Source organism: Stenotrophomonas sp. CC22-02 (genome assembly GCF_004365115.1).
GTDB lineage: Bacteria > Pseudomonadota > Gammaproteobacteria > Xanthomonadales > Xanthomonadaceae > Stenotrophomonas > Stenotrophomonas forensis.
Map to the genome: position 1 here is coordinate 1775393 of NZ_SOCO01000001.1, position 26561 is coordinate 1801953.

A 26561-nucleotide genomic window follows, 5' to 3' on the forward strand; every position below is an offset into this window, starting at 1 on the left:
GTGTGTTCCTGCATTCCCCATCTACGAGGGCGCAGCGCGCCGATCGGGCACCACTTGTTCGATGAATTTTTTCTTACAGCGCCTGCGGCGTTCCCGCGCGCAACCGTACATGGATTCCGTCCGTTGCCACCTGCGTGACCAGCGTGGGTTGCTGGTCGAGGAATGCGCGCAGCGACGCCACGTCATCCGCGCGCAGGTTGCCGGTCAGGCGCAGCGCACCGGCGTCATCGCTCACGTGCAGGCGCAGCGTGTTGCGCCGGTTGAAGCGGTCGGCCACGTCGCGCAGCGCCTCGTCGCGGAACAGCACCCGCCCGGTCCACCATGCCGTCATGCTGGCGGCGTCTTCCTCGCGGATGCGCACGCGCTGGTCACGGTAGTCGACCTGTGCCGCCTGCCCGGCGCCAAGGTCGGCCAGCATGCGGCCGCGGCCACCATCGCCGCGCACGTGCACGCGCCCCTCGCTGACGCCGATACGGGCCTGCTCGCGCAGCAGCGAAACATCGAACGTGGTGCCGATGTCCGTCACCTGCAGGCCGGCGGCGTGTACCGCGAACGGGCGCCGGTCCTTGGCCACGGCAAAGCTGGCCTGGCCACGTTCAAGCTCGACGCGCCGCCCCAGCAGGGTCATGCGTACCGATATCTCGCTTTCAGCGTCCAGGCGCACTACGGTGCTGTCGGGCAGCGTGACCTCTCGCGGCATGCCATGTGCGGCCACATAGTGCCCGGTGCGCGGCCAGGCGATGGTGGCACCTACGCCTACAGCGAGCATCAGCGCCGCTGCGGCCGCGATGCGCGGCAAGCCGGGTGTGGGCCGTGCCCGGCGTTGGTTCGATGCGGCGGACGGGCGTGGCGACAACCGCACGACGTTGTGATCATTGCGCGTCGGCGCGGGAGCCTTCAACAGTGCGTCGACGTCATCCGGCATGCCGCGCAGCGCATCGGCCAACGCACCGGCCACCTCGCTGATGGCCATGTACTCGCGCAGGTGTTCGGGGGAGACCAGCAGCCACTGCATGAAGGCCTGCTGCTGCGAAGGGCTGAGGTCGCCTTCGCGCTGCAACGCGTGCCACTGTGCGGCGGCCAGGGTCAGCGCCGATGGATGTTCAGTGGCCACGCTCACGACCTCCCTGCCGGTTCGGCCAGCGCCCGACGGCACACCGAAAGCCCGCGTACCACGTGCTTCTTCACCATATGCGCTGACACGCCCATGCGTTCGGCGATCTGCTTGTAGCTCAATCCATCGCGGTACTGCATGACCAGCACCGCCCGGGTGTGTTCGGGCAGGGTCTGCAGCAGCGTCTGCAGGCGCTGGCGGCGCTGCTCGCGTTCGGCGGCATCTTCCACGCATTCCCCGCTGGCCAGGCTTTGGCCCGGGCCTTCGATTTCTTCGATGGACAGGGTCGACCAGCGCCGGCGCGCGGCCTGCTCGCGTGCCAGATTCTGCGCGACGGTGAACAGGTACGCTTCCGGGTTGGCGATCGGCTCGCCCTTGCCTTCATGCGCGCGCAGCAGGCGCAGATAGGTTTCCTGGACCAGATCTTCGGCGTCCTGCCGCGCACCGCGTCGCACGAAGAAGCCACGCAATAGCGGCGCGTGCTCTTCGAACATGCGCGCCAGGCGCCGTCTTGCCTGTTCGGCCACCTGCGTCGCCCCTGCCCCCTGAAGTGCGCCGCAAGGTACGGGCGCGGTGTGACGCCTTCATGACGGCTTCACATTGGCCGTGACGGTGCTCCTTCTGCAACCCGGCCATGTATCGGTGTGATCCCCGCTGGCCTGTCGACGCCGCAACTGGACTGCTACGGCCCTGTGACCACTTCGAAACCGGCCGCCTTCCATTCGGGAAAGCCATCCTCCAGGCGCCGCACAGTGAAGCCCAGCGCCCTCAGCTTTTCCACGACCTCGAAGGACATCACGCAATACGGGCCTCGGCAGTAGGCCACGATCTCCCTGTCCCGGGGCAGGCGGGTCAATGCCGCTTCCAGTTCCGACGCTGGAACGTTCAAGGCACCGGGAAGATGGCCCAGGGCGTACTCCGACGAAGGCCGAACATCCAGAAGGGTTACCCCATCCGTCGCCAGGCGCTCCAGCAGCGCTTCGCGCGATACGGGTTCAAGGGCATCGCGCCGTTCGAAGAAATCCCGCATGACACCCTGCACTTCGGCAACATTGCGCTCGCCGAAGCAGCCCAGCGCCCGCAGCAGCGCAACGACCTCGGCCTCGCCGGACAGGCTGTAGTAGATGCGTTTGCCTTGGCGCTCGGGCTCCACCAGTCGGGCCCGCCGCAGCAACTGCAGGTGCCGCGAGGTATTGGCCACGCTCAACCCGGTTGCCTCCGCCAGCGCCTCGACGCTGCGCGGCCCCTGCGAAATCGCCTCCAGCAACTCCAGGCGGTGGACATGGCCGATCGCCTGGGCGACGTCAGCCAGGGCGTGATAGATCGCCTGCCTGGGCTGGGGGATTGACTTTGCCTTATCCATACTCAAACATTCTGCATATTGATTGAATGTTAGTCCAGTCATTGGCTGAACCCGCGTCACGGCACCCATCCTATCCAAGAAGCGTCCCCATGCCCGGCAACCCCATGCATCGGCAGGTGTTCCTGCTGGCCAGCGCCCAGGCGCTGTTCCAGATTGTTTCGGTGATCGTCATGACCGTCGGCGGGCTGGCGGGTGCTCACCTCGCCCCTGCCCCGCAGTGGGCCACCCTGCCCATCGCGACGATGTTCCTGGGAACGGCATTGACCACCTTCCCCGCCGCGATGTGGATGGCCAGGGCCGGGCGGCGGGTCGGATTCATCTGCGGCTCGCTGCTGGGCCTGGCCGGCGGCGGCATTGCCGCACTGGGAATAGCCCGCCATTCGATGGCCTTGCTGGCTGCCGGCACGCTGCTGGTGGGGGCATACCAGGCCTTCGCGCAGTTCTATCGTTTCGCCGCCAGCGAGGTGGCAGACGAAGCGTTCCGCCCCCGGGCGATTTCGCTGGTGATGGCCGGCGGCATCATTGCGGCGCTGGTCGGGCCATCGCTGGCCCGCCTGGGCGGGCCGCTGTTGCAGGCGGAGTATCAAGGCTCCTTCATCATCCTGGCCGTTGTCTCGCTGGTGGCGACCGGGGTGCTGGCGGGATTGCGAATGCCGGCCACCTCGAAAACCGAGCCGGGTGAGCCCGCTGGGCGCCCATGGCAGCAGATCGTGTTCCAGCCCGCGTACCTGGTGGCGCTGTTCGGCGCTGCGACCGGCTATGGAATCATGATCCTGGCGATGACGGCGACGCCCATTGCCATGGTTCACCATCATCACGCCCTTGGCAGTGCCGCAACGGTGATCCAGCTCCATGTGCTGGGCATGTTCCTGCCCTCGTTCTTTACCGGATCGCTGATCGCTCGTTTTGGCGCTGTCCGCATCATGCTGGCCGGTGCGGTGATCTTCGTCGGGCATGTACTGATGACGACCACCGGGACTGGATTCGGCTCCTTTGCGACGGCGCTGGTCATGCTCGGGGTGGGCTGGAACTTCATGTACGTGGGAGGCACGGCACTGCTCACCACGACCTACACGCAGGCCGAGCGCGCCCGGGCACAGGCGATCAACGACATGACCATCTTCGTTGTCGGTCTGGGCTGTTCGTTTGGTGCGGGAGGCCTGTTGGACGCGCTTGGCTGGCAGCGCATGAACCTGGTACTGATTCCGTGGCTGCTGGCCGCGGCAGCGGCACTGGCCTGGCTTGGGCGTAAAGGGCGGCGCGCCGCCCTGGCGTCGGGTGTGTAGACGGGGTGCCGAGGCACGTGCTGGGGCGCCGGCAGGCATCGAGGCGCCGTCATCGGCGCCTCGACAGCCCGTTCCTCAGGCGCTGATGCGCAACGCGGTCCTCGTGGCATGCCCTGGATCGTAGCCGGCATGCCCCATCAGCGGCTCGGCCACAACGCCCTGCGCCTCGCTCCAGCCGGTGCTGGCATCACCGGCAAACCCACCGATGGCCTCGATCAGCTGCCGCACTTCCGCATTGGCCGACGCGTCCGCCGTGCGGGCCGACACACGCGTGGTTGCGGCCGGAAGTGGCTTGAGCTGCCCGGCGATGGCCGATGCCGAAATGGCGTTGCCTCCGTCCCCCGGCTGCACGAACGCGATGGCGTACTGCCCGCCCTGGAAATGCTTCAGTACCCGCATCTGCTGGCCCGCATCGGCGTCCACCCGCACGAGCAGGTCATCGCCATCGCGGTAGTAGCTCAGGCGGCTGCGCGCGATGCCGTCGAAGTACAGCCAGTCGGTACCGCCGCCGGTGTTGTCCACGGTGTCCACGCCACCGCCTGCGCGGTAGAAGTACGTGTCGTTGCCCACGCCACCGAACAGCAGGTCGTTACCGTCTTCGCCCACCAGCTGGTCGTCGCCCGCGCCACCGATGAGGATGTCGTTGCCCGAGCCGCTGAAGCTGCCATTGCCACCGGACAGGTAGTCATTGCCATCGCCCCCCTCGAGCTTGTCATCCCCGCCCATGCCGAACAGGGTGTCGTCGCCGCCGAGGCCCTGCATGCGATCACGGCCACTGGTGCCCACCAGCTGCTCGCCGGCCGCCGTGCCGGTGATCTGTGAGGGATAGTCGCCGTCATTGCCGCCTCCCGGATTGCCGCCACCGGTACCCGGCACCAGTGCATTGATGGCCGCCGTGTTCAGCGCCGAGCCACCTGCCGGCTGCAGGTAGTCCAGCGCCATGTCACCGCCGAGGAAGTGATTGGTGACGGTGACCTTCTGGTTGCCATTGCCGTTGACGGTGATCACCAGGTTGTCGCCATCACGGGCGAAGGCGAGCTTGGACAGCGAAATGTCGTTCTGGAAGATCAACCAGTCCGTACCGCCCCCCGTGTTGTCGATGACATCGATGCCGCCGCCATAGACGTACTGATCGTCGCCTGCGCCACCGATCAGCACGTTGCTCCCGTCTTCGCCACGCAACGTGTCATTGCCCAGCCCGCCTTCGAGGCGATCATCCCCCGAGCCGGTGCCGCTTCCATTGCCGCCGGACAGGTAGTCGTTTCCGTCGCCACCGCGCAGGGTGTCATTGCCGCCCATGCCGAACAGGGTGTCGGCGCCGCCCAGGCCCTCGATCAGATCCTTGCCGGCGCTGCCCGCCAGCTGCTCGCCGGCTGCGGTGCCCTGGATGACCTGGTCGAACTGCCCGCCGGTACTGCCGCCGGCAACGATCTGGTTGATCTGCGCGGTGGTCAGGTAGGAGCCGCCGTCCGGCTGCACGTAGTCGATCGCGGCGTCGCCGCCGAGGAAGTGGTTGGTGACCCGGACGGCCGGCGTTGCAGCGTTGTCCAGCGTGATCAGCAGATCGTTGCCATCGCGGCTGAACGAGATCCGCTCACGGCCGATGCCGCCGGTGAAGAACACGCCGTCGAAGCCTCCGCCGGTGTTGTCCACCGTGTCAGTGCCGCTGCTGGTGTCGAAGACGTATTTGTCATCGCCGCTGCCACCGATCAGCGTGTCGTTGCCACCGCCACCGACAATCGTATCGTTGCCACCGAGCCCGTGGATGGTGTTGGCTTCCGCATTGCCGGCCAGGTAGTTGTCCAGCGCATTGCCACTGCCATTGATGGCGCCCGTACCGGTCAGGAACAGGTTCTCGATGTTGTCGGACAGCACGTACGAGGCGCTGGACTGGACCTGGTCCTTGCCGGCACCGAGCGCCTCGACCACCACGTCGGCGCTGTCATCGACAATGTAGACATCGTCGCCGGCCCCACCTTCCATGCGGTCGATGCCCTCGCCGCCATCGTGATAGTCGTTGCCGTTGCCGCCGAACAGGGTGTCGCTACCGCTTCCACCAAACAGCGAATCATTGCCATCCAGGCCGTACAGCAGATCATCGCCGTCCCAGCCGCCGAGCGTATTGGCACCGGCATTGCCAGTGATCACATTGTCCAGCCCGTTGCCATTACCGGTCTGGATGCCGACGGCCAGGATCAGATTCTCGACCTCATCGGCAAGCACGAGGTTTGTCTCGTAGCGGCGCTCGACGGTGTCGACGCCCTCCCCGGCATGCTCGACGATCCAGTCGCCGCTGCTGTCGTTGATGTAGTAATCGTCCCCCTCGCCTCCCTGCATCCGGTCGCCACCGGCGCCGCCGTCGAGGCGGTTGTTGCCTGCATTGCCGGTCAGCTGGTTGTTGCCGCCGTTGCCGGTGCCACTGATGTTGCCGCTGCCGGTCAGCACCAGATCTTCCAGGGTATCGCCGAGCACATAATCGATGCTCGATTCCACCGTGTCGTGGCCTTCGCCGGCGAGTTCAACCACGACATCGCCGGCCTGGTCGACCACATAGGTGTCGTCGCCCAGGCCACCCACCATGCGGTCGGCTCCAGCCCCGCCATCCAGGCGGTTGCTGTTGCTGTTGCCTGTCAGTTCGTTGTTGTCGGCGCTGCCAATGGCGGTGATGGCGCCACTCCCTTCCACCAGCACCAACCGCTCGATGTTGCCCGACAGCGTGTAGTCGCTGGTGGCGTGCACGACATCGAACCCTTCGCCCGCGAGTTCGACGATGCTGTCCAGCAGGCTGTCCACGTGGTAGATGTCATCACCGGCTCCGCCCTCCATGTGATCGTCCCCGGACTGGCCATCAAGCACGTCGTTACCGCTGCCACCCAGCAGGCGGTCGTTTCCTTGGCCGCCGAACAACTGATCATCGCCGGCGCCACCGTCGAGCCGGTTGGCGCCCTCGTTGCCGGTCAGGACGTTGGCAAGTTCGTTGCCGGTGCCGTCGATGTCCTCCGCGCCCGTCAGCGTCAGGGTTTCCAGCTGCGCGGACAGTGCGTAGCTGGCACTGCTCAGGACATGGTCACGACCGCCGCCGGCAAGCTCGACGATGCGGTCGTTGCTGTTGTCCACGATATAGGTGTCGTCACCCGTACCTCCGCGTGCTTCATCCACCCCCTCGCCGCCGTCGAGCCAGTCGTTGCCAGCGCCGCCCTCCAGCAGGTCGGCACCCTGCCCGCCAAACAGGCGGTCGTCGCCGGCCTCGCCATACAGCGTGTCATCGCCGTCGTGGCCATGAACCGTGTCGTCACCCTCTCCGGCGTGCACGATGTTCTGGCCGGCGTTGCCGTGGATGACGTCGGCCAGCGGAGTGGCTTCCAGGACCGCCAGATCCAGCGCCGCCGGATCGAGCAGGCGGGTGACGCCGCCCGCCACCAGCGACAGCCCCAGGGCCGCCAGGCCGGTGATCGGGTCGAAATAACGCTCAAGACGGATCTGGTCGGCACTGCCGTCGAGGAAGGTCAGGACCAGATCGCCGTTGTCCCGTCGCAGCACGGCCGAGGCCAGCGCCCGGTCGACAAGCTGCAGGGTGGTTGCGCCCTCGGTATCGAGGATCATGTCCTGGCCGTCACCGCTGGCGAACCGGTACTGGTCATCCCCGCTGCCACCGGCCAGACGATCATTGCCCGCATCGCCCTGCAGGATGTCATTGCCCTCCCCGCCCATCAGCTCGTCGTCGCCAGCACCGCCGCGCAGCTCATCGTTACCCTGCTCCCCGGCCAGCCAATCGCGCCCCTCGCCACCGTCGAGCACATCATTGCCGCCACCGCCGTAGAGCGCGTCCATGTCGGCCCCGCCGGACAGCTGGTCATCGCCTTCGCCGCCATCCAGCGTATCGCTGCCCTGGCCGCCATCGAGCAGGTCGTTGCCGTCGCCGCCCTGCAGCGTGTCATCGCCCTCGCCGCCGAACAGCTGGTCGTTGCCTTGCCCGCCGGACAGGGTGTCATGGCCGCCCTCGCCGGAAAGAACATCGTCGCCTTCATAGCCCTGCAGATGGTCATCGCCAGCGGTGGCCACCTGCACCCGCTGGCGCACGGCGGCCACGGTCCAGATCGTGCCGTCGGCAAAGCGGATCTCGTCCACGCGCGAGGGACCATTGCCATCGTTCTGGAAGTAGCGCGACACCGTCAGCCGATCGGTGCTGCCCGCACGCACCAGCAGCAGGTCGTCGCCAACCCGGGTGGCAACGATGTCCGTCGGCGCGATGTCCGCGGCGAACGAAATCGCGTCAAGGCGTCCTGCACTGTCGTCATGATTGTCGATCACATCCTGGCCGAATCCAGCGGCGAACCCGTACACGTCATTGCCCTGGCCACCGCGCAGCTGATCGTTGCCGGCGCCACCCCACAGCTGGTCGTCGCCGGCCCCACCATCGAGCGTATCGTTGCCGCTGCCGCCCACCAGCAGATCCTGCCCGTCACCGCCATTGAGGCGGTCGTCGCCTTCGCCACCGTCCAGCTGGTCGTTGCCATCGTCACCGTTCAGCGTGTCCGCACCGCCTCCACCGGTCAGGGTGTCGTTGCCGCCGCGGCCACTCAACCACTCGTTGCCGTCTCCGCCATGGATGATGTCGTCGCTGTCGTAGCCGTAGAGATCGTCCACCCCCGGCACCGGAATGAGGACCAGCGCCTTGACATCGGCAATGCTCCACTGCACCCCGTTGGAGAAACGAATGCGATCCAGGCGATAGTCGCTCTGGCCGTCTGCGCGGAAGTAGTCCTGGATATCGACACGGTCGCCGGTACTGATGATCTGGAGGCACAGATAGTCGCCGCTGCGCCATACCTTCAGATCTGAAGGAAGGATGCCCGCGCCGATCTCGAGCGTGTCGACACGGCCATTGGAGGCGTCGTAGTTGTTGATGCGGTCATGGCCGCTGCCACGGCCGAACAGATAGCGGTCGCTGCCTTCTCCGCCCTGCAGGTAGTCGTCTCCGGCGCCGCCGTCAAGGACATCGTTGCCCGCACCGCCATAGAGCGCATCGGTACCCAACCCACCTTCAAGACGGTCCGTGCCGGCGCCGCCGCTCAGGCTGTCGTTGCCTGCGTCGCCGTACAACAGATCGTCGCCCTCCCCGCCGTCCAGAGTGTCTTCACCCTGGCCCCCGGACAGGAGGTCGGCGCCTGCGCCGCCCGACAGGGTGTCGTTGCCTGTGCCGCCGAACAGGGTGTCGCTGCCCTGGCCGCCGTCCAGCAGATCGTCGCCGGCGCCGCCGAGGATGAGGTCATCACCCGCGCCACCGCGCAACTGCTCGCGCACATCGGCGGCCTGGTCGCGGCCGACAAGGATTCCATCATTGCTGCCGAGGCTGCCTGCCACCGAGCCGTCCGTCGCCACGCTGCTCAGCTGCAGGCCTGCGGCGGCCAGTGCCGCACCAAGGTCGGGCTGGGACTCCGCCTGCAGCAGCCAGGTGCGCAGCATGGTCTCGCCCGCGGCCCAGCCGTTGCCCAGCAGGAATCGCCCCTGCGCCCGCAGCAGCTCAGCCAGGTCGATGATGGCATCGGCCTGGCTGCTGGCGAAGCGCGTGTTGAGCTTGGCTTCCAGTGCGGCAAAGGCAAAGCTGACCTGGCCCGCCTGCACATCCCAGGTGGGCTGGATCAGGTCGGTATAGCCCTTCAGGCGCGACTTGCTGCTGAGCGTTGCATAGAACGCTTCGAAGATCGCGTCGTAGACCTGCACGTACTGCTGCACGGTCTGCGTTCCCCACCAGACATCGGTGATCGGCGCGTAGCCCATGATCGCTTCAACCACGCGCATCTTCATGGTCTGGACGTCATCCAGCCAGGTCGGCTCCGGCCACACCAGTACTTCGTTGGGGCGCAGCCGCACCACGTTGGTGGAGTTGGGGTCCTCTACGCCGCCGCCACTGTTGATGCGGATGGCCTGCGAAGAGAAGTAGGGGCTGGTGCGTGCCCATTCCAGGATCAGATCGTCCAGCAGGTCACGCTGTACCTGGCGTGTCTCTCCCGCAGAGAAGCTGACCAGCAGGGCCTGCAACGCGGGGGACAGCGCTGCGGCCTGGTGCAGCGAGCGCAGGTTGCCGATGCCGCGGCTGTTGACCAGCCCACGGATGGCCTCTGGCACCGCGACATCCTCGGCATAGTCGGAGCGCAGGCTGTCGTTGTCGAAGTTGAAGTCCTGAAGCAGATGCGTCTGCTCGATGCCGTTCGCATCGCGGCGGCCGAACGTTGACGAGCCCAGCAGCGCGCCACCTTCCACGTCGCCACTGGCCCCGCCCATGGTGGTTCCGAGGAACGTGATGCCCAGCTCCTGCAGGGTCAGCAGTTCTCCTGCATCCGTAATGCCGTTGCCATTGGCGTCGCGCCACACCGAAAGCGACGCGAACGACGCATCATTCAGATCGATACGGCCGTCGGCGTTGTCATCCAGCGCCGCCAGTGCCTGGAAACCATTGGCCGCCCGCTGGCCATTCGCCAGGCGCGTCTGGTCACCGAACAGTTCGCGGCCCGAATCGATTCGCCCGTTGCCATCCAGGTCACGGACCAGCAGGCCATCGCGCGCATCCACCCAGCCACTGGCGGTGCGGATCCCATCGCCATCATGGTCGAACAGGGTGCCGGCCCAGCCGCGTTCGGTCACCGTGCGCACCTGGCCGTCTCCGTCCAGATCCAGCGCCAGGGGGTCGTAGCGCTCGATCCGGTAGGTGTTGTCGCCGCGGATGCGCCGCGCCAGATCCTCGAACCGATCGATGAAACGGCCCAGGCCATTGTCCATGGCCCAGCCCATTCCCTCGCCGAGCAGGTCAAGGAACCGACCGAACCCATGATCCATGACCCAGCCCATCGCCTCGCTCAGCGGCGCTTCCAGGCCGGCCGCGCGCAGCACGCCGTTGATGTTCGACAGGATGGCAGCGGCAAGATCCTGCACATAGCCGGTGACCGTGCCGTCCTCGCTCTGTACCTGGACGAAATCCTCGCCCAGCCCCAGCGGCGGATCGAACTGGTCACCCAGCGTGCCTGCCCATCGGTCAGCCTCGCCGAGCTGCATATCCTGCACGGCGGTCATCACATCCTTGCCAATGATGTCACCGAGCGATTGCACGTGGCCGCCCAGGACGTCGTTCACCACTGTGTTGGCAAGGAGATCAGAGCCCTGCTGGAACCATGCCTCATTGGCGTTGAGTCCATTGACGGTGCCCTGCCACATGGTGGCACCACGGACCAGGTCGCTTACCAGGCTGCCGTCATTCGCATTGATCTTGCCAGCGGAATCGAACCAGTTGGACATCCTGTTGAGCTCGGCAGCCGTGGCAGCGTCCGAGGTGCGGGCCTGGGATGCAGCAAGATCTCTCAGGTAGCGATAGGCCTCGGCATGCTGGCCTGAGTTGCTGTAGTTCTGCAGCGTTGTGCGCTGGGACGAATCGAGATTGAGAATACCGGACATGTTCTTCCTTGATGCGGCATGGTGAAGGTTGAGGGGATAACAGGACCACTACGAAGTGCACTGCAAATGCATCAGGGGGTATGCCCGCCAGGCGCGATGCGCGTTCTGCTGCTGGACACCCTCCCGGTGTCCTGCGTCGGCTGCGAGCAAGGCTCCCCCATGTACCAGGCATATGCCCAAGCCGCGAAGCGCAGATGGTCGGCGTGGCTCTCCGCGCCATAGGAGTACTGCAGGTACAATCCCTCCATCTGCATTTCTGCACGGTAGATGCCCCTGCTCGGTGAGTCGTTCGACCATGCGGTGGCAAGCACCTCGTGCCCGCAGGGACCCATGAAGCGAAGCATGCTGTGCACCCGGGACCCGCTGTCGCGTTCCAGTCGCTGGAATCCATCGCCTTCATCAGTGACGCGCTCATCGCCTCGAAGTGACATTGAGGCAGGCAGCGTGGCGCCGACGCCCACAAGCAGGCGGACGGTCGTCCATGGCGTCCCTGCCGCTCTGCCTGGCCCTTCCCTTACGCGGCCGTTGTCGCGGTTCAGGTAGACCACCACGGCGTTGCTGCCAGCCGGGTCAACGCCGGGCCGCAGCAGGTAGGGTCGAAGCATCACATGTACGGGGCGCTGGGGTGGCGGGTCCTGGCACGCGGACAGGATTGCCAGCAGCGGAAGCAGGAGCAAGCGAAGCATTCGCACGAATGACCTCATTTGTAGAGTGGCATGGACGCCCGTCTCAGGCGCCAAGGTGGATCAACGCTCGCGCAGCGACTCGCCTGCATGCTGGCGCAATGGACTCAGAAGGTAATCGATGACCCGCCGTTTCCCGGTCTTGATCTCGGCACTCAGGCTCATGCCGGCAGTCATCCGCACACGCACCCCGTCGATCTGCAGGGTGGCCTTGTCGAGCTTCACCCGCACCGGGAAGACCAGGCCGAGATTCTCGTCCTGCATGGCATCGTGGGAGACGCTTACTACTTTCCCCGTCAGGTAGCCGTAGCGGGTATACGGAAAGCTTTCCACCTTCACGGTTACCGCCTGGCCGGTGCGCACAAAGCCGATGTCCTTGTTGAGGATGGTGGCTTCGACCTCCAGCGCTTCCTCGCTGGGGACCACGGCCAGCAGCGGTTGCGCCGGCGTAACCACGCCGCCCACCGTGTGCACGACCAGCTGCTGTACGGTGCCATCAACCGGGGCCCGCAGGGTCATCTGGTGGTCACGCTGCCCCGTCCGCGACACTTCAGGCGTCATCTGCCCGATCTGTTCCTGCGCCTCGCGCAGGCCATCCAGGGTCTGTTGCCGGAAGTCGGCCACCAGCACCCTCAGTTCTTCCTCGGCGGCGCGCTGGGCCGACCGGATCTCCTGCACGCGATTGCGCTGCGCAGCAAGATCGCGCTCGCCGGCTATCCGCTCCTGCTCGCGCAGCAGGTAGTCGTGACGCCCAACGTAGTTGCCCTGCAGCAAGCGCCGATAGTCGTCGGCGCGCAGGCGGGAGATCCGCGCCGATTCCTCCAGGGGCTTCACCGAGTCCTGGGTTGTTTCCAGTTCCGCGTGGCGCTGCGCGATCAGGGCCTGCAGATTGTGGCGCTTGGCCTGCAGTGCCTCGTACTGGCTTCGCGCCAGCGCCTGCTCGGCCTGTACCCGGTCTGTGGGCAGGTCCGGATCAACATGGAACACCGGCGCTGCACCATCCTCCAGGGCCTCGGCGAGGGCACGCAGGCGCAGGGCGGACATGCGCGCGTTCAACAATGCATCGCCTGCCTTGGCCACGTCGGCCGACGTGGCGGTGGCATCAAGTTCGATCAGCACCTGCCCCGCTTTCACCGCCTGCCCGTCACGCACCAGGATGCGTCGCACCACGCTGGTTTCCGCCGGCTGCACGACCTTGGTCCGTGAGTCCACGACGGTCTTGCCGGGTGCTACCGCAACGATATCGAGCTTGCCGAGACTGGCCCACAGCACCGCCACGCAGAACAACGCGATGATGATGCGCAATGTCCACCGCGCGGTGGGCGAGGCAGGGGTTTCAATCAGCTCCAGGTGTGCGGGCAGGAAGGACCGCTCGTCGGCCCTGCGTGGCGGCGGGTCCATCTCGTGGCGGGCCTGCCAGGCGCTACGGAATACGGCAAGGTAGCGCGCGGCGAAGGCGCCGACTGCATCACGGATGTGCTTCATGCTGCCCCCTGCTGCAGGCGGTGCAGCTGCGCGTAGTGTCCGCCCGGCTGTGCCAGCAGCTCATCGTGCGTTCCGCTCTCGACGATGCGGCCACGGTCGACGACGACGATGCGGTTGGCCCTGCGCACGGTGGAAAGGCGGTGCGCGATGATGATGACGGTGCGCCCCCTGCAGATCTCGCGCATGTTGGACATCACCGCGTGCTCCGACTCGTAGTCCAGGGCGCTGGTGGCCTCATCCAGGATCAGGATGCGCGGGTCGGTGATCAGCGCACGCGCGATCGCCACGCGCTGCCGCTGGCCACCCGACAGGCCTGCACCGTGCTCGCCCACTTTGGTGTCATAGCCCTCAGGCAGCGCCGAGATGAACTCGTGGGCGCCGGCCAGGGTTGCCGCCTTGATCACCCGCTCCAGCGGCATGCCCGGATCGCTCAGTGCGATGTTCTCGCGCACGCTGCGGTTGAACAGGAAGTTCTCCTGCAGTACCACGCCCAGCTGCCTCCGCAGCCAGGCGGGATCGGCCAGGGCCAGATCATGCCCGTCCACCAGTACCCGCCCACGTTCGGGCGTGTACAGGCGCTGCACCAGCTTGGTCAGTGTGCTCTTGCCGGAGCCGGAACGCCCGACGATGCCGATCACCTGCCCGGCCGGTACGTGCAGATCGATGCCAGCCAGAATCTCCGGCGTATCCGGGCGATAGCGGAAGCCGACCTGTTCGAAGGTGATGTCGCCACGGATGGGTGGCAATGCCATCCGGCTGCCGGGAAGTTCCGTGCGGGTGTTGAGGATATCGCCGAGACGCTGGACGGAAATGCCTACCTGCTGGAAGTCCTGCCATAGCTGGGCCAGGCGGATGATCGGCGCGGCGACCTGCCCGGACAGCATGTTGAAGGCGATCAGCTGGCCCAGTGACAGCTCGCCATCAATGACCAGCTTTGCCCCCCAGAACAGGATGGCAACGCTGACCAGCTTCTGCACGAGCTGCACGCTCTGCTGGCCGACGGTCGCGATTTTGGTGACCCCGAAGCCCGCATTGACATATCCGGCCAGCTGGCTGTCCCAGGTGCGCGTCACCCGCGGATCGACGGCATTCGCCTTGACCGTACCGATGCCACTGATGGTTTCAACGAGGAAGGACTGGTTGTCCGCGCCGCGTGCGAACTTCTCATCCAGCCGCTTGCGCAGAACGGGGGTGATGCCCGCCGAAACAAGCGCATAGAGCGGTAGCGAGATCACCACGATCAGGGTCAGCCAGCCGCTGTAGTAGAACATCACGGCCAGGAACACGACGGTGAACAGCAGGTCCAGGACCGAGGTCAATGCCTGCCCGGTGAGGAAGTTGCGGATGTTCTCCAGCTCGCGCACGCGTGCAATGGTGTCGCCAACCCGCCGGGATTCGAAGTACGCCAGCGGCAACGCCAGTACATGCCGGAACAGCCGGGCACCCAGCTCGACGTCGATCTTGCTGGTGGTATGGGCGAACACATAAGTACGCAACCCGCTGAGCACCACGTCGAACACGGCGATCGACACCAGGCCGATCGCAATCACATCCAGCGTTGTCAGGCCTCGATGCACCAGCACCTTGTCCATCACCACCTGGTAGAACAGGGGCGTGACCAGCGCGAACAACTGGATGAAGAACGAGACGACGAAGACTTCCAGCAGCATCTTCCGGTACTTGATCACCGCCGGAATGAACCAGCTGAAATCAAACCGGGCCAGCTCACCGAGAACCGAGGCCCGCGATGCGACCTGCAGCAGGCGCCCGCGGTAGCGTTGCCGGAGCGCGGCCATGTCAATGCTCTGCGGACGTTTCCCGGCCAGGTCGTGGATCAGTACCTGATCGCCACTGATGCGGGCGATGATGAACGCATCACCGTCGTCGCCGAGCGCCAGCGCGGGCAGGTTGGACAGCGCCAGGCGCGCAGCTGGCGTCGACACCATCCGCGCCTTGAAGCCCAGCTTGCGGGCCGCCAGCACCAGGGTCGTTTCGTCCATCGGGCCATCGCCCAGGCCAGCGTCATGCGCCAGCTGACTGGCGTCGGCCGCAATGCCATGAAATTGAGCAAGCAGTACCAGACCACGCAACGCCAGATCCTGTCGATCCTGCGCACGCTCTCCCCCCAGCACCGAAGGTGCCGCGTCTCCCTGTGACATAACATTCCCTGCGCAGCTTCCATTGTGCGCAACCCCGCGCCGAGATTGGGGGCAGTTCACAGGCCTGTCAAGTGGGCTCCCGAAGGCCATACGATCAACCCGATCCGTGCTGCGCGACGCCGTGACCCGGCATTAACGTGACGCATCACGGCCGACCGATTCAGCCCGCGATCCCCAGCCCCTTGCCCGCCGCGTCCAGCCGCAACGAGGCCAGGTAGCGGCAGTACTTGCCGATGAACAGGCCGGTGAACCCACCCGACAGCAGCAGGTACGCCGCGCTGGCGCCGGCATGGGTGGTCAATGCGGGCGAGACCGCAAAGGCGACTTCGAAGCCGTACTTCATCAGGAACGTGACCAGCAGCAGCGGCAACACGCTGTAGTCCGCATTGCGCCAGAGCTTCCCGGTGGCGCGGTCGAACGTCAGTTTCACGTGGCCCAGCAGCAGCCATCCCAGCGCCGCGCCCGAGCCGATGCCGGCCAGCCACTCACCCCAGGCACCCAGGGACATCCCGTAGCGGTGACTGATCGACCAGGCGCCCCAGACGGTGAACAGCACGGGCACGACGGCCAGCTTCTGCAGGGAGGTTTCGCCCGGCTTCATGGCGGCAATACCGCGCGTGACCAGGAAGGCCAGAAGCAGCCAGACCCAGATCGGCGTCTGCGAGGCAAGGTGCTGGAGCATGTTCATGGGTCGTCCCTCGGCTGAGTGGTGGCGGAGCGTCTACGTCTTGGCGCTCACTATTCGCTTCCACGCCGGTTGCGGCCAGTGACAGCTGTCAGCAATCGCGGATTACGCTGCGATGCGCACCGACTCAGGCCCCTGCGGCCACATGCCGTTAACGGCCCAACCCTATGCTGGGACTCCATTGGAAACCCACGAGGCACGACCCATGACCAAGCTGCACACCCTGCTGCTGACCGGCGGCCTGCTCGCCCTGAGCCCGCTGGCCTCGGCCGAGACCGTGAACCTGACCAACAGCGCCGACGGCGCCAACCGCGAGGCCGGCATCACGGCGGTGAAAAAGAAGCTGCAGGATGCGTGTACCGATCGCAAGGGCGCGCCTGATACCGCCTCGTTCGAAGTGGTGTTCGAGAAGACCAGCGAGAACCCCAACGTCCCCAAGCCCTACTATGTGGACGGCCGGATGAAGTGCGACTTGCCGGGCTGAAGCGCCCCGTTCACTCCTGTTCCAGCTCCCTCAATACGGCGCGCAGGCGCGCATCGACGGGCGCCAGCGCCGCCGCCGTGCGGTAGCTGTTGATCGCCTGCTTGCGCTGGCCATTGGCCCGGTAGGCTTCGCCCAGGCTGTCATGCACATTCGCCGATTGCGGGTGCGCGCGGGCATTCCACTGGAACACGGCCACTGATTCCGGCACGCGCTTCATCCTCAGCAGACGATAGCCCAGTGAGTTCAGCGCCTGCTCGGAGGTGTCGTACTGGCTGGCCGCAGGCCCCAGTGCCTCATAGGCGCGGGTCATGCCCGGCACACCCGATGAAAGTGCAGCCGGTACCAGCAGGGTGCCCAGATTCTTCCGCGCCAGGGTAACCGGCATGCCGTGCAGCACGCCCATCAGTTGCTTGCCCAGGCTCGCTGCGGTTTCGCCCTGCCAATAGTTGTCCAGCACGATCACCACCGACCGATCCTGCCCGGCGCGGAGCCAGTAGGTCTGGTAGCCCGGAACGCTGCCCGTATGCGATTCCACCGGGTAGGTGCCACCTGCAGGCAAGGGCCAGTTCTCCACCTCCCAGCCGTAGCCATAGCCCGAGCGATGGTTGGTCCACATGGCCTGCCGCGAAGGCGCGCTCAGCAGCGAATCATCCTGCAGGGCCTGGTCCAGCCGCAGCAGATCGTCAACGGTGGAGTACAGGCCGGCGGCCGAGAAAGAGACGCTCGGATCGATCAGCATCGGGCGCGCCAGGCTGAAGTCCGGCCGGGTCTGGTAGCCGGTCGCCAGGCGCGGAATGAGTGCGCTGGCGCGGTACAGCCCGCTGTTGGTCATGCCGGCCTTGTCCAGGATCCGGCGCTGCAGGTTGGCCTCGTAGCTGGCGCCCGTTGCCTTCTCGATGATCAGGCCGAGCAGGAAGTAGCCATTGTTGTTGTAGCGCCACTCGGCCCCCGGCGCGCTCTGCAGCGTGCCGGGAATCCACGTCTTGGCGAAGTCATCGGGTGCCAGGGAGAGCCGGGCCTGCGTCTGCCACCACGGGTCTTCGTAACTGCGCGGCAGGTCGGCAATGCCGGACGTGTGATTCAACAGCTGCGCCACCGTGACCGCAGCCGCAGGCGTGCCGGCATAGAGCGCGGGCAGGTACTCGCCCAGCGTGCCGTCCAGCCGCAATGTGTTTTCCTGCACCAGCTGCATCACCAGGATGGCGGTGATCGGCTTGCTCAGCGAGCCGATGCGGAAAACGCCGTCTTCGACGTTCGGCACCTGCCATTCGCGGTTGGCCAGCCCATGGGCGCCCCGATACAGGATGCGCCCGTGCTGGGCGACAAGCACGACGCCGTTGAAATCACGATTTGCTGCATAGCTGTCCACCAGCTGCGCGATCTCGGCCGGGCCAGCGGCCGCCCTCGCCTGCCCGGCGATGCCGGCCAGCAACACCAGCGAACCCGCCGCCGCGGACACCACCCTCAGCACTGACCGTTTCCATTCCATGGAGAACTGCTGGATGGCGCTTGGCATCTACCTACCTCACGAGTCGATGCCGCAGTGTAGCGGTGCCGGACTGCCGCGAACGCGGCCCGGCCACCATGACTGATGGCCTATGAGGGGCTGGACGCCAGTGCGTGCCGCCGGTAGCGCTCGATCCACGCCAGCGATGCTGCGATGCCGCCAAACGGGAAGAAGTGCGGACTGACCGCGCCATGGGCGTCGGTCAGCCCCCGCACGAGACGGTCGACAAACACTTCCGGCCCGGCCGTTCCCAACAACCGGCCGATCGAGATGCCGTAGCGCGCCAGCATCGAGGCACTGGCTCCCACGCCACACATCGCGGCGTAGCGCGCCAGCCGCGTGATGCTGGCCGGCCCAGGCACGCCGACCAGCACCGGAACGCGGATGTCGCGCGAACGCAGTGCGTCCAGCCAGGCCAGGACGATGTCGGCATCAAAGGCGAACTGGGTGATGATCAGCGGCGCCATGCGCCGTCCCTCGATGGCCTGGCACTTGCGTTCAAGCACCTGCCAGCTTTCGCCACTGCCCATCACCGGATGGCCTTCCGGGTGCCCGCCGATAGCGACCACCTTGATGCCGGAGCCTTCGAGAATGCCGGTGTCGATGATCGCGGCACTGTCGGCGAACGGCCCGGCAGGCGCTGCCAGATCGCCCGCGATCAACAGGCATCGTTCCACCCCGGCCTCACTGGCGGCACGCTGCATGAAACGCTCAAGCGCAGCCCGCGACTCGATGCGGCGCGCCGACAGATGTGGCATCGGCTCTAAACCCAGCTCACGCACGGCGCGTGCCGCCGCCAGTCGCGTGTTGTCGTCTTCGCTGGCCAGGTAGGGAATGGAGATGATCGTGCCCGGCGCGATGCGATCTGCTTCTGCGCGCAACGCAGGCAGGGCCTTCGCGCTGACCTCCAGTGAATACCTGTAGATGAAAGCCGCTGCCTGGGCAGGCGCACGTGCGGACATCACCCGCCCCCGCGCACGTTGCTGGCGATGGGTGTGCTGTTGCGGGCCAGTTCCACGAAGGCCTGCAGGTAGTCGATGGCGGTGTCCGCCTCGCGTGCCCCCAGGTAGATCTGCTTGGGTATGCCCTTCGCGCCTAGTCGCACGGGCACCACGTCCATGCGCGCGGCGTACTCTTCCACCAGCCAGCGCGGCATGGCGGCGACGCCGCGGCCGCTGGCCACCATCTGCATCATGATGTCGGTGGTTTCAATGGTCTTGTGGCGACGCGGCGTGATGCCGGCCGGCAGCAGGAACTGGTTGTAGATGTCCAGGCGCTCGAACGGCACCGGGTAGCTGATCAGCACTTCCTGGCCGAGCTGGCGCGGCTTTACGTGGTCTACCTTGGCCAAGGCGTGGCTGCTGGCCACCACCAGCACCTGCTCGTAGTCGAACACAGGCACGAACTTCAGGCCGGGCTTGAGCAGCGGATCGGGCGTGACCAGCAGGTCGATCTCGTAGCCGAACAGCGCGCCGATGCCGCCGAACTGGAACTTCTGCTTGACGTCCACGTCCACGTCCGGCCACGCGGCCAGGTAGGGCGAGACGATCTTCAGCAGCCACTGGTAGCAGGGGTGGCATTCCATGCCGATGCGCAGCGCGCCGCGCTCGCCCTGTGCGAACTGGCCCAATCGCTCCTCGGCCAGGTCCAGCTGCGGCAGCACGCGATTGGCCACCGCCAGCAGGTACTGCCCGGCCTGGGTCAGGCGCAGGCTGCGCCCTTCGCGCAACCAGACATCGGTGCCCAGCTGCTGCTCCAGCTTCTTCATGCTGTGGCTGAGCGCCGACTGGGTCAGGTTGAGGACGCCGGCAGCGGCGGTCAACGAGCCCTGCTGCTCGACCTGCTGCACGATGCTGAGATGGATCCGCTCCAGCATGATGATGAATCCCGCTCATGGATTGGTGAAGTAATACCATTTTACGTCATGGAAGGGCATGGCTAGCATCGCGTCATGCCTTCGGTTGCCTGTACGCCCGGTCACCCCGCCGGCCTGCAGGACTGCGTCCGCGCAGACCGCCCGAAGCAGCCCCTCCCCAGCTGAAAGCAAACCGATGACCCGCCCCCTCCGTATCGTCGCCGTCTCCGGCGGACTGCAGCGCCCCTCGCGGGCTGCAACCCTGGCCGAGCACCTGCTGGACCTGATCGGCGAAGACGTTGCCTGCGAACCGCACCTGATCGAGCTGGGCGAACTGGCGCCGCAGCTGGCCGGTGCGCTGTGGCGCTCGCAGTTGCCCGAGGCGGTGGAGCGGCAGCTGGCGGCGGTCGAGCAGGCCGACGTGCTGGTGGTGGCCACACCGGTCTACCGCGGCTCCTACACCGGGCTGTTCAAGCACTTTTTCGACTTCATCCACCAGGACGCACTGGTCGACACTCCCATCCTGCTGGCCGCCACTGGCGGCAGCGAACGCCATGCACTGGTGATCGACCACCAGCTGCGGCCGCTCTTCAGCTTCTTCCAGGCCCGCACGCTGCCGCTGGGCGTCTATGCCACCGACCGCGATTTCGCCGATGGCCGCGTGCACAACGAGGCGCTGATGCAGCGGGCGCGGCTGGCGGTACAGCGGGCGCTGCCCCTGCTTGCCCTGTCCCATCGCGCCGCGCCGGCCACCGCCGAGATCGCAGCAGCCCTTTGAATGCCGAATGCCGCAGGCCTGCATTCGGATGTCACCCCGCAACCCGGAACGCCACCCATGACGACCGACCACTTTACCTTCAGCATCACCCGCATCCCCTTCAACGAGGACTACCAGCCCGCTGACGGCACGCGCATCACCACCAATTTCGCCAACCTGGCCCGTGGCGCGTCGCGGCAGGAAAACCTGCGCAACACGATCAGCATGATCAACAACCGCTTCAACGACCTGGCCCATTGGGACAACCCCAATGCCGACCGTTACGCGGTCGAGCTGGACATCATCTCGGTGGAGATGCACATCGACGGCGGCGATGGCAGTGATCCGTTCCCGCTGATCGAAGTGCTGCGACCGACCATCGTTGACACGCAGACCGGCACGCGCACCGAAGGCATCGTCGGCAACAACTTCTCGTCCTACGTGCGCGACTACGACTTCAGCGTGGTGCTGCCGGCCAGCAACGAGGGCAAGGCCACCTTCGGCATTCCGGACGGCTTCGGCGACCTGCACGGCAAGCTGTTCAGGCACTTCCTGGCGTCGGACGCCTATCGCGCCAACTTCAGCAAGGCGCCGGTGATCTGCATCAGCGTGTCCAGCAGCAAGACCTATCACCGCACCGAGAACCATCACCCGATCCTGGGCGTGGAGTACCGGCAGGGCGAGTTCTCCCCCACCGACCAGTACTTCGACAAGATGGGCCTGCAGGTGCGCTACTTCATGCCGCCGGGCAGCGTCGCGCCGCTGGCGTTCTACTTCCGCGGTGACCTGCTGGGCGACTACTCCAACCTGGAACTGATCGGCACCATCAGCACCATGGAAGCGTTCCAGAAGATCTACCGCCCGGAGATCTACAACGCCAATTCCGTGGCCGGCAAGGTCTACCAGCCCAGCCTGAAGCACCAGGACTACTCCTCCACCCGCATCGTCTACGACCGCGAAGAGCGCAGCCAGCTGGCGGTCAAGCAGGGCCGGTTCACCGAAGAACACTTCATCAAGCCGTACCGCGCCGTGCTTGAGCAGTGGGCTGCCCGCTGATCCATCGATTTCCATTCGCCCCCAGGAAACAACACGCAATGTCGACGAAGAAACTGCTCCCCACCTCCACCGCCGGCAGCCTGCCCAAGCCCTCCTGGCTGGCAGAGCCCGAAAAGCTCTGGTCGCCCTGGAAGCTGCAGGACGACGCCCTGACCGAAGGCAAGCAGGACGCGCTGCGCCTGTCCCTGCAGGAACAGCAGCATGCCGGCATCGATATCGTCAGCGACGGTGAGCAGACCCGGCAGCACTTCGTGACGACGTTCATCGAGCACCTCAGCGGCGTTGATTTCGAGAAGCGCGAGACCGTGCGCATCCGCAACCGCTACGATGCCAGCGTGCCTACCGTGGTCGGCGCGGTCAGCCGCCCGAAGCCGGTGTTCGTGGAGGATGCGAAATTCCTGCGGCGGCAGACCTCGCAGCCGATCAAGTGGGCCCTGCCCGGCCCGATGACCATGATCGACACGCTGTACGACGCACACTACAAGAGCCGCGAGAAGCTGGCGTGGGAGTTCGCGAAGCTCCTCAACGAAGAAGCCAGGGAGCTGGAAGCCGCGGGCGTGGACATCATCCAGTTCGATGAGCCGGCCTTCAATGTGTTCTTCGACGAAGTGAACGACTGGGGCGTGGCCGCGCTGGAACGCGCAGTTGAAGGACTGAAGTGCGAAACGGCCGTGCACATCTGCTACGGCTACGGCATCAAGGCCAACACCGACTGGAAGCAGACGCTGGGATCGGAATGGCGCCAGTACGAGGAGTCGTTCCCGAAACTGCAGACGTCCAGCCTGGACATCATCTCGCTGGAATGCCACAACTCGCACGTGCCGATCGATCTGATCGAACTGGTACGCGGCAAGAAGGTGATGGTCGGCGCCATCGATGTGGCCTCCAGCACGGTGGAAACCGCCGAGGAAGTGGCCAGCACCCTGCGCAGGGCGCTGCAGTTCGTCGATGCCGACAAGCTGTACCCGAGCACCAACTGTGGCATGGCACCGCTGGCCCGCGATGTCGCCCGGGGCAAGCTGCGCGCGCTCAGCGAAGGGGCGAGGATCGTGCGCGAGGAACTCTCGGCCTGACCCCGGCCCGGGCGTGGTTGCCCGCTGCAACACAGTTCGCAGGGTATGATGCCGCTCCCTCCGAACTGCCGTGGGTGCAGCGGGCGCGCTGCTGTTGGTAGCGTGCCGGCGCAGCCGAGATCCCCCGCCCGATGCCCGCTTCCTACTCACCCTTGCTGATCTGGGCGGCTGTGGCCGTGGCCACGGTCGGCCTGCTGTTCCGTCCGTTCCGCATTCCGGAATACGTGTGGGCGCTGGGGGCTGCCGCATTGCTGCCGCTGCTGGGTGCGGTATCGCTGGACATGACCTGGGGTGCGGTGGCCGAGGGCCGTGACGTCTATCTGTTCCTGGTCGGCATGATGGTGCTGGCCGAGCTTGCCCGTCGCGAAGGCCTGTTCGACTGGCTGGCGCTCTATGCCGTCCGCCATGCCGGCGGCTCGGGGCGGCGCCTGTTCGACCTGGTGTTCCTGGTCGGCACGCTGGTGACCGTGTTCCTCTCCAACGATGCCACGGCCGTGGTGCTGACGCCCGCGGTCTACGCCGCCTGCAGGGCGGCGCGTGCCAACCCCCTGCCCTACCTGTTCGTCTGCGCGTTCATCGCCAATGCGGCCAGCTTCGTGCTGCCCATTTCCAATCCGGCCAATCTGGTCGTGTACGGCCAGCACATGCCGCCGCTGCTGCAGTGGCTGGCGCAGTTCGCACTGCCCTCGCTGGCTGCGATCGGCGCCACCTACCTGGTGCTGCGCTGGGTGCACCGGCACGAGATCGCCCAGCCGCTGGTGGCGGCACCGGAGCATCGGCCGCTGACCGACGGCGGCCGGCTGAGCGCGCTGGGCGTCCTGTTCACCGGCAGCGTGCTGCTGCTGACCTCGGCACTGAACGGCCCGCTGGGCCTGGCCACGTTCTGTGCAGGGGCACTCAGCGTCGCCGTGGTGGCGATCCGGCAGCGCCGCAGCCCGCTGCCGATGCTGCGCCACGTGTCGTGGGGCGTACTGCCGCTGGTGGCTGGCCTGTTCGTGCTGGTGGAGGCCGTGGCACAGACCGGCGCCATCCAGAGCACGGCCAGCGCATTGCAGGCCCTGGCACAGGCATCGCCCGGGCAGGCCAGCTGGCTGGCCGGGGGCGCTGCCGCGCTGCTGAGCAACGTGGCCAACAATCTTCCAGTGGGGTTGGCAGCAGGATCGCTGGGCCAGATGGCCGATCTGCCGGCACAGACCCGGGCCGCGCTGCTGGTGGGCGTGGACCTGGGCCCCAACCTGTCGGTGACCGGCTCGTTGGCCACGATGCTGTGGCTGGTGGCGCTGCGCCGCGAAGGCGAGCATGTCAGCGCGCTCGACTTCCTGCGCGTTGGCGCGCTGGTGATGCCACCCGCACTGATCGGCGCCCTGTTGCTGCTGTAGCCGTGCGCTGTGCGTTGGCCACAGCGCGCTGGACAACCCGATCGGATCTGGCTGCGCTCATCTGGCCGGATTGATGAATCACCTGGCGTAACTGTCGAATGACCCCGTTCCGGCTGCCGAATACGCTTCCCATCCTCGACTACAGAGGATGCCCACATGAGCGATACCACCGCGGCCGTCGCCGCCCCCTGTGCTGACCCGCCCATCGTCCACGTCCTGATGGGTTTCATCTGCGTCTGGCACAGGCGCGACCCGGAGCAGGCACGTGACGGAGCCTGAACGGCGCTACAGGGCCCGCCCAACGCACACCGGGCGGGTAACGAAGTGACGATTTCGCTTGCAGGGCAGGACGAGGTCGGTCCTGACTACCCCGATCGGATCGACCTGCCGGTGATGGTGCTTGGACTGGAACCCATTCCCGATGCCTGGGAAATGCCCTTCCATGAACACCGGAAGGCACAGGTGATGGTCGCCACGCGTGGACTGATCACGCTGGAAACCCATGCCGGCCTGTGGGTGGTTCCGCCGCAGGGGGCGGTCTGGATTCCGGGCGGGCTGACCCATCGGGCCAGCAGCAGCGGGAAACCGCATGGATTCGTCGTGTTCGTTGAACCCGGAGCGGTACCGGGTTTGCCCACGCGGTGCTGCACGATGGCGATCACCCCGTTCATGCACGCCCTGCTCGAACGCCTGGCAGATCACCCCCAACAGTACGAGCACGGCAGCGCACAGGCGCGGCTGATGGCGGTGCTCCTGGACGAACTCATTGCCGCGCCGCCGGAGTGGATTCACCTGCCGATGCCGTCCGAGCCGAGGCTGCGCCGGCTGGCCAGTGCGATGTTGGCCGCGCCCGCCGAGCGGGCAACGCTGGACGTCTGGGCCGGCCGGATCGGCATGAGCGAGCGCAACATGTCCCGGCTGTTCTCCGGTGAAACCGGCCTGAGCGTCAGGCGCTGGCGCCGGCAGATGCATGTGGTGGTCGCGCTGCCGATGCTGGCCAGCGGCAAGACCGTCCAGGCTGTTGCGGATGAGCTGGGCTACGACAGCGCGGGCGCATTCGTGACCATGTTCCGCAAGACCGTGGGTGCCCCGCCCAAGCGCTTCCTTGCCGAACGGAGCACCCGATTGCGCGGGCCCGGCGCTGAAGACCAGGCTCAGCGCTGGTAGTCCTTCAGGAACAACCAGGTGATCAGCGTGGCATCCGGCCCCTTGGGGTCGGTGAACGGCAGGCCCGACTGGCTGCCGCTCCACGCATGGCCCATGCCCTGCACCACATAATGCTGGACCAGCGTGCGGCCGCCGTAGGCATAGGTATCGACCGTATAGGCGCGGCCACCCGGCACCTGCCCGTGATAGGTGCTGGTCGGCACATGCTTCACCGAGTCATTGTCCTGGCCGTCATCGGCCAGATCGTTGGTCTGCAGGAACTGGCGCACGGCCTGCTGTCCGTTCACCGGGTTGACGGTGAGATCGGCGCTGCCATGGAACACCAGTACCGGCAGCGGTCGCGGCGACGGCGATCCGGAGCACTGCCAGGCCAGCCGGCCGTTGCTGTCGGGCGAGTAGATGCTGCCGGCCAGCAGTGCATAGGCGCTGCCGGAAATCGTGGTCGCCCCCTTGAACATGCCACCGGAATGGATGGCGCCGGCGGCAAACACGTCCGAGTAGCAGGCCAGCATGATCGAGGTCATCGCGCCGCCGGCGGAAATGCCGGTGACGTAGACGCGGTGCGGATCAACGCTGTAGCCCGCCTTCACCTTGTCCACGATGCCGGCCAGGATCGCTGCTTCGCCGCTGTCGCGCGCCTGGTTGATCGGCAGCTGCCAGTTCCAGCAACGCGCCGGATTGGCGGTGACGTTCTGTCGCGGGTACACCACGATGAAGCCCTCGGTATCGGCCACATCGTTGAAACCCGAGGCCTCGCCCATCAGGTTCGGCCCGGTCACGCAGCCGTGCAGCACCAGCAGCAGCGGAAGCGGCTGGGCGTCGTCGTAGCCGGCAGGTACCCAGACCTGGTACTCGCGGGCGCCGAACAGATTGTCGTACAGGCCGATATCCCAATGGCCGGCCGGGCCTGCAGCGGAAGCACTGCCTGCTGCCAGGCAGAAGCTCAGCATCAGCAGCAGCCGCTTGATCGAATCGATTGTGGAGTTCATGGCCAGATCCTCATGCGTGGGTCGTGGATGAAGGCGTACCGGGGGGCGTTCCCGGCTGGGGGCGCCCCCA

General features: G+C 66.2%; 19 protein-coding genes. 8 read left to right on the forward strand and 11 right to left on the reverse strand.

Annotation, left to right across the window (positions count from 1 at the left end):
• Positions 1–73: 73 nt before the first annotated feature.
• The 3 genes from N440_RS08265 to N440_RS08275 all read right to left on the reverse strand — a co-directional run bounded on the left by N440_RS08265 (position 74) and on the right by N440_RS08275 (position 2477).
• Positions 74–1114 carry a FecR domain-containing protein gene (locus N440_RS08265; RefSeq protein WP_166671545.1) on the reverse strand — a complete coding sequence of 347 codons (1041 nt, stop codon included), beginning with the start codon at positions 1112–1114 and terminating at the stop codon, positions 74–76.
• A gap of 2 nt (positions 1115–1116) precedes the next feature.
• Complete coding sequence (locus N440_RS08270; protein ID WP_006445987.1) at positions 1117–1641, reverse strand: sigma-70 family RNA polymerase sigma factor; 525 nt, start codon at positions 1639–1641, stop codon at positions 1117–1119.
• Positions 1642–1796: 155 nt separating this feature from the next.
• Entirely contained in the window at positions 1797–2477 is a 681-nt protein-coding gene (locus N440_RS08275; protein WP_133934702.1) for a metalloregulator ArsR/SmtB family transcription factor, read from the reverse strand.
• An 89-nt stretch (positions 2478–2566) separates the two neighbouring features.
• Here N440_RS08275 and N440_RS08280 point away from each other — a divergent pair, with 89 nt between their 5' ends.
• Positions 2567–3763 carry an MFS transporter gene (locus N440_RS08280; RefSeq protein WP_133934703.1) on the forward strand — a complete coding sequence of 399 codons (1197 nt, stop codon included), beginning with the start codon at positions 2567–2569 and terminating at the stop codon, positions 3761–3763.
• Between the two features lie 75 nt (positions 3764–3838).
• Here the strand turns inward: N440_RS08280 and N440_RS08285 are convergent, their stop codons facing one another.
• From N440_RS08285 to N440_RS08300, 4 genes are all read right to left on the reverse strand, one after another.
• Positions 3839–11212 (reverse strand): calcium-binding protein, encoded by a 7374-nt coding sequence (locus tag N440_RS08285; protein ID WP_243831307.1) that lies wholly within the window; start codon positions 11210–11212, stop codon positions 3839–3841.
• A 746-nt stretch (positions 11213–11958) separates the two neighbouring features.
• Positions 11959–13380 (reverse strand): HlyD family type I secretion periplasmic adaptor subunit, encoded by a 1422-nt coding sequence (locus N440_RS08290; RefSeq protein ID WP_133934704.1) that lies wholly within the window; start codon positions 13378–13380, stop codon positions 11959–11961.
• Positions 13377–15539 (reverse strand): type I secretion system permease/ATPase, encoded by a 2163-nt coding sequence (locus N440_RS08295; RefSeq protein ID WP_133934705.1) that lies wholly within the window; start codon positions 15537–15539, stop codon positions 13377–13379. The genes N440_RS08290 and N440_RS08295 overlap by 4 nt, the downstream gene beginning before the upstream one ends.
• 160 nt (positions 15540–15699) lie before the next feature.
• Positions 15700–16227 carry a DUF6622 family protein gene (locus tag N440_RS08300; RefSeq protein ID WP_133934706.1) on the reverse strand — a complete coding sequence of 176 codons (528 nt, stop codon included), beginning with the start codon at positions 16225–16227 and terminating at the stop codon, positions 15700–15702.
• A 202-nt stretch (positions 16228–16429) separates the two neighbouring features.
• On the opposite strand from N440_RS08300, the gene N440_RS08305 reads away from it, so the two are divergent.
• Positions 16430–16708, forward strand: a complete 279-nt coding sequence (locus N440_RS08305) for a hypothetical protein (RefSeq protein WP_133934707.1) — start codon at positions 16430–16432, stop codon at positions 16706–16708.
• 10 nt (positions 16709–16718) lie between these two features.
• Here N440_RS08305 and N440_RS08310 read toward each other — a convergent pair whose 3' ends face one another.
• From N440_RS08310 to N440_RS08320, 3 genes are all read right to left on the reverse strand, one after another.
• Positions 16719–18197: a serine hydrolase gene (locus N440_RS08310; protein ID WP_166671546.1), complete on the reverse strand. Its 1479-nt coding sequence runs from the start codon at positions 18195–18197 to the stop codon at positions 16719–16721.
• A 107-nt stretch (positions 18198–18304) separates the two neighbouring features.
• Positions 18305–19177 (reverse strand): methylenetetrahydrofolate reductase, encoded by an 873-nt coding sequence (locus tag N440_RS08315; protein ID WP_133934709.1) that lies wholly within the window; start codon positions 19175–19177, stop codon positions 18305–18307.
• Entirely contained in the window at positions 19177–20091 is a 915-nt protein-coding gene (locus N440_RS08320; protein WP_049458627.1) for a LysR family transcriptional regulator, read from the reverse strand. Before N440_RS08320 ends, N440_RS08315 begins: the two co-directional genes overlap by 1 nt.
• 175 nt (positions 20092–20266) lie before the next feature.
• Here N440_RS08320 and msuE point away from each other — a divergent pair, with 175 nt between their 5' ends.
• The 6 genes from msuE (at position 20267) to N440_RS08345 (ending at position 25502) form a co-directional block, all read left to right on the forward strand.
• On the forward strand, positions 20267–20848 hold the full coding sequence (msuE, locus tag N440_RS08325; protein WP_133934710.1) for an FMN reductase: 582 nt from the start codon (positions 20267–20269) through the stop codon (positions 20846–20848).
• Between the two features lie 57 nt (positions 20849–20905).
• The gene (locus N440_RS08330) at positions 20906–21883 is read left to right on the forward strand and encodes a DUF1852 domain-containing protein (protein ID WP_049458583.1); all 978 of its coding nucleotides are present in this window, start codon (positions 20906–20908) and stop codon (positions 21881–21883) included.
• 38 nt (positions 21884–21921) lie between these two features.
• Positions 21922–22956, forward strand: a complete 1035-nt coding sequence (locus N440_RS08335) for a methionine synthase (protein WP_006446276.1) — start codon at positions 21922–21924, stop codon at positions 22954–22956.
• Between the two features lie 131 nt (positions 22957–23087).
• A complete protein-coding gene (locus N440_RS08340; RefSeq protein ID WP_133934711.1) occupies positions 23088–24335 on the forward strand; it encodes an arsenic transporter in 1248 nt (415 codons plus the stop codon).
• A 156-nt stretch (positions 24336–24491) separates the two neighbouring features.
• A complete protein-coding gene (locus tag N440_RS20545; protein WP_279587426.1) occupies positions 24492–24614 on the forward strand; it encodes a hypothetical protein in 123 nt (40 codons plus the stop codon).
• A 45-nt stretch (positions 24615–24659) separates the two neighbouring features.
• Entirely contained in the window at positions 24660–25502 is an 843-nt protein-coding gene (locus N440_RS08345; RefSeq protein ID WP_133934712.1) for a helix-turn-helix transcriptional regulator, read from the forward strand.
• On the opposite strand, the gene N440_RS08350 is transcribed toward N440_RS08345, so the two are convergent.
• The gene (locus N440_RS08350; protein WP_133934713.1) at positions 25490–26491 is read right to left on the reverse strand and encodes a PHB depolymerase family esterase; all 1002 of its coding nucleotides are present in this window, start codon (positions 26489–26491) and stop codon (positions 25490–25492) included. The genes N440_RS08345 and N440_RS08350 overlap by 13 nt on opposite strands.
• Positions 26492–26561 lie beyond the last annotated feature (70 nt).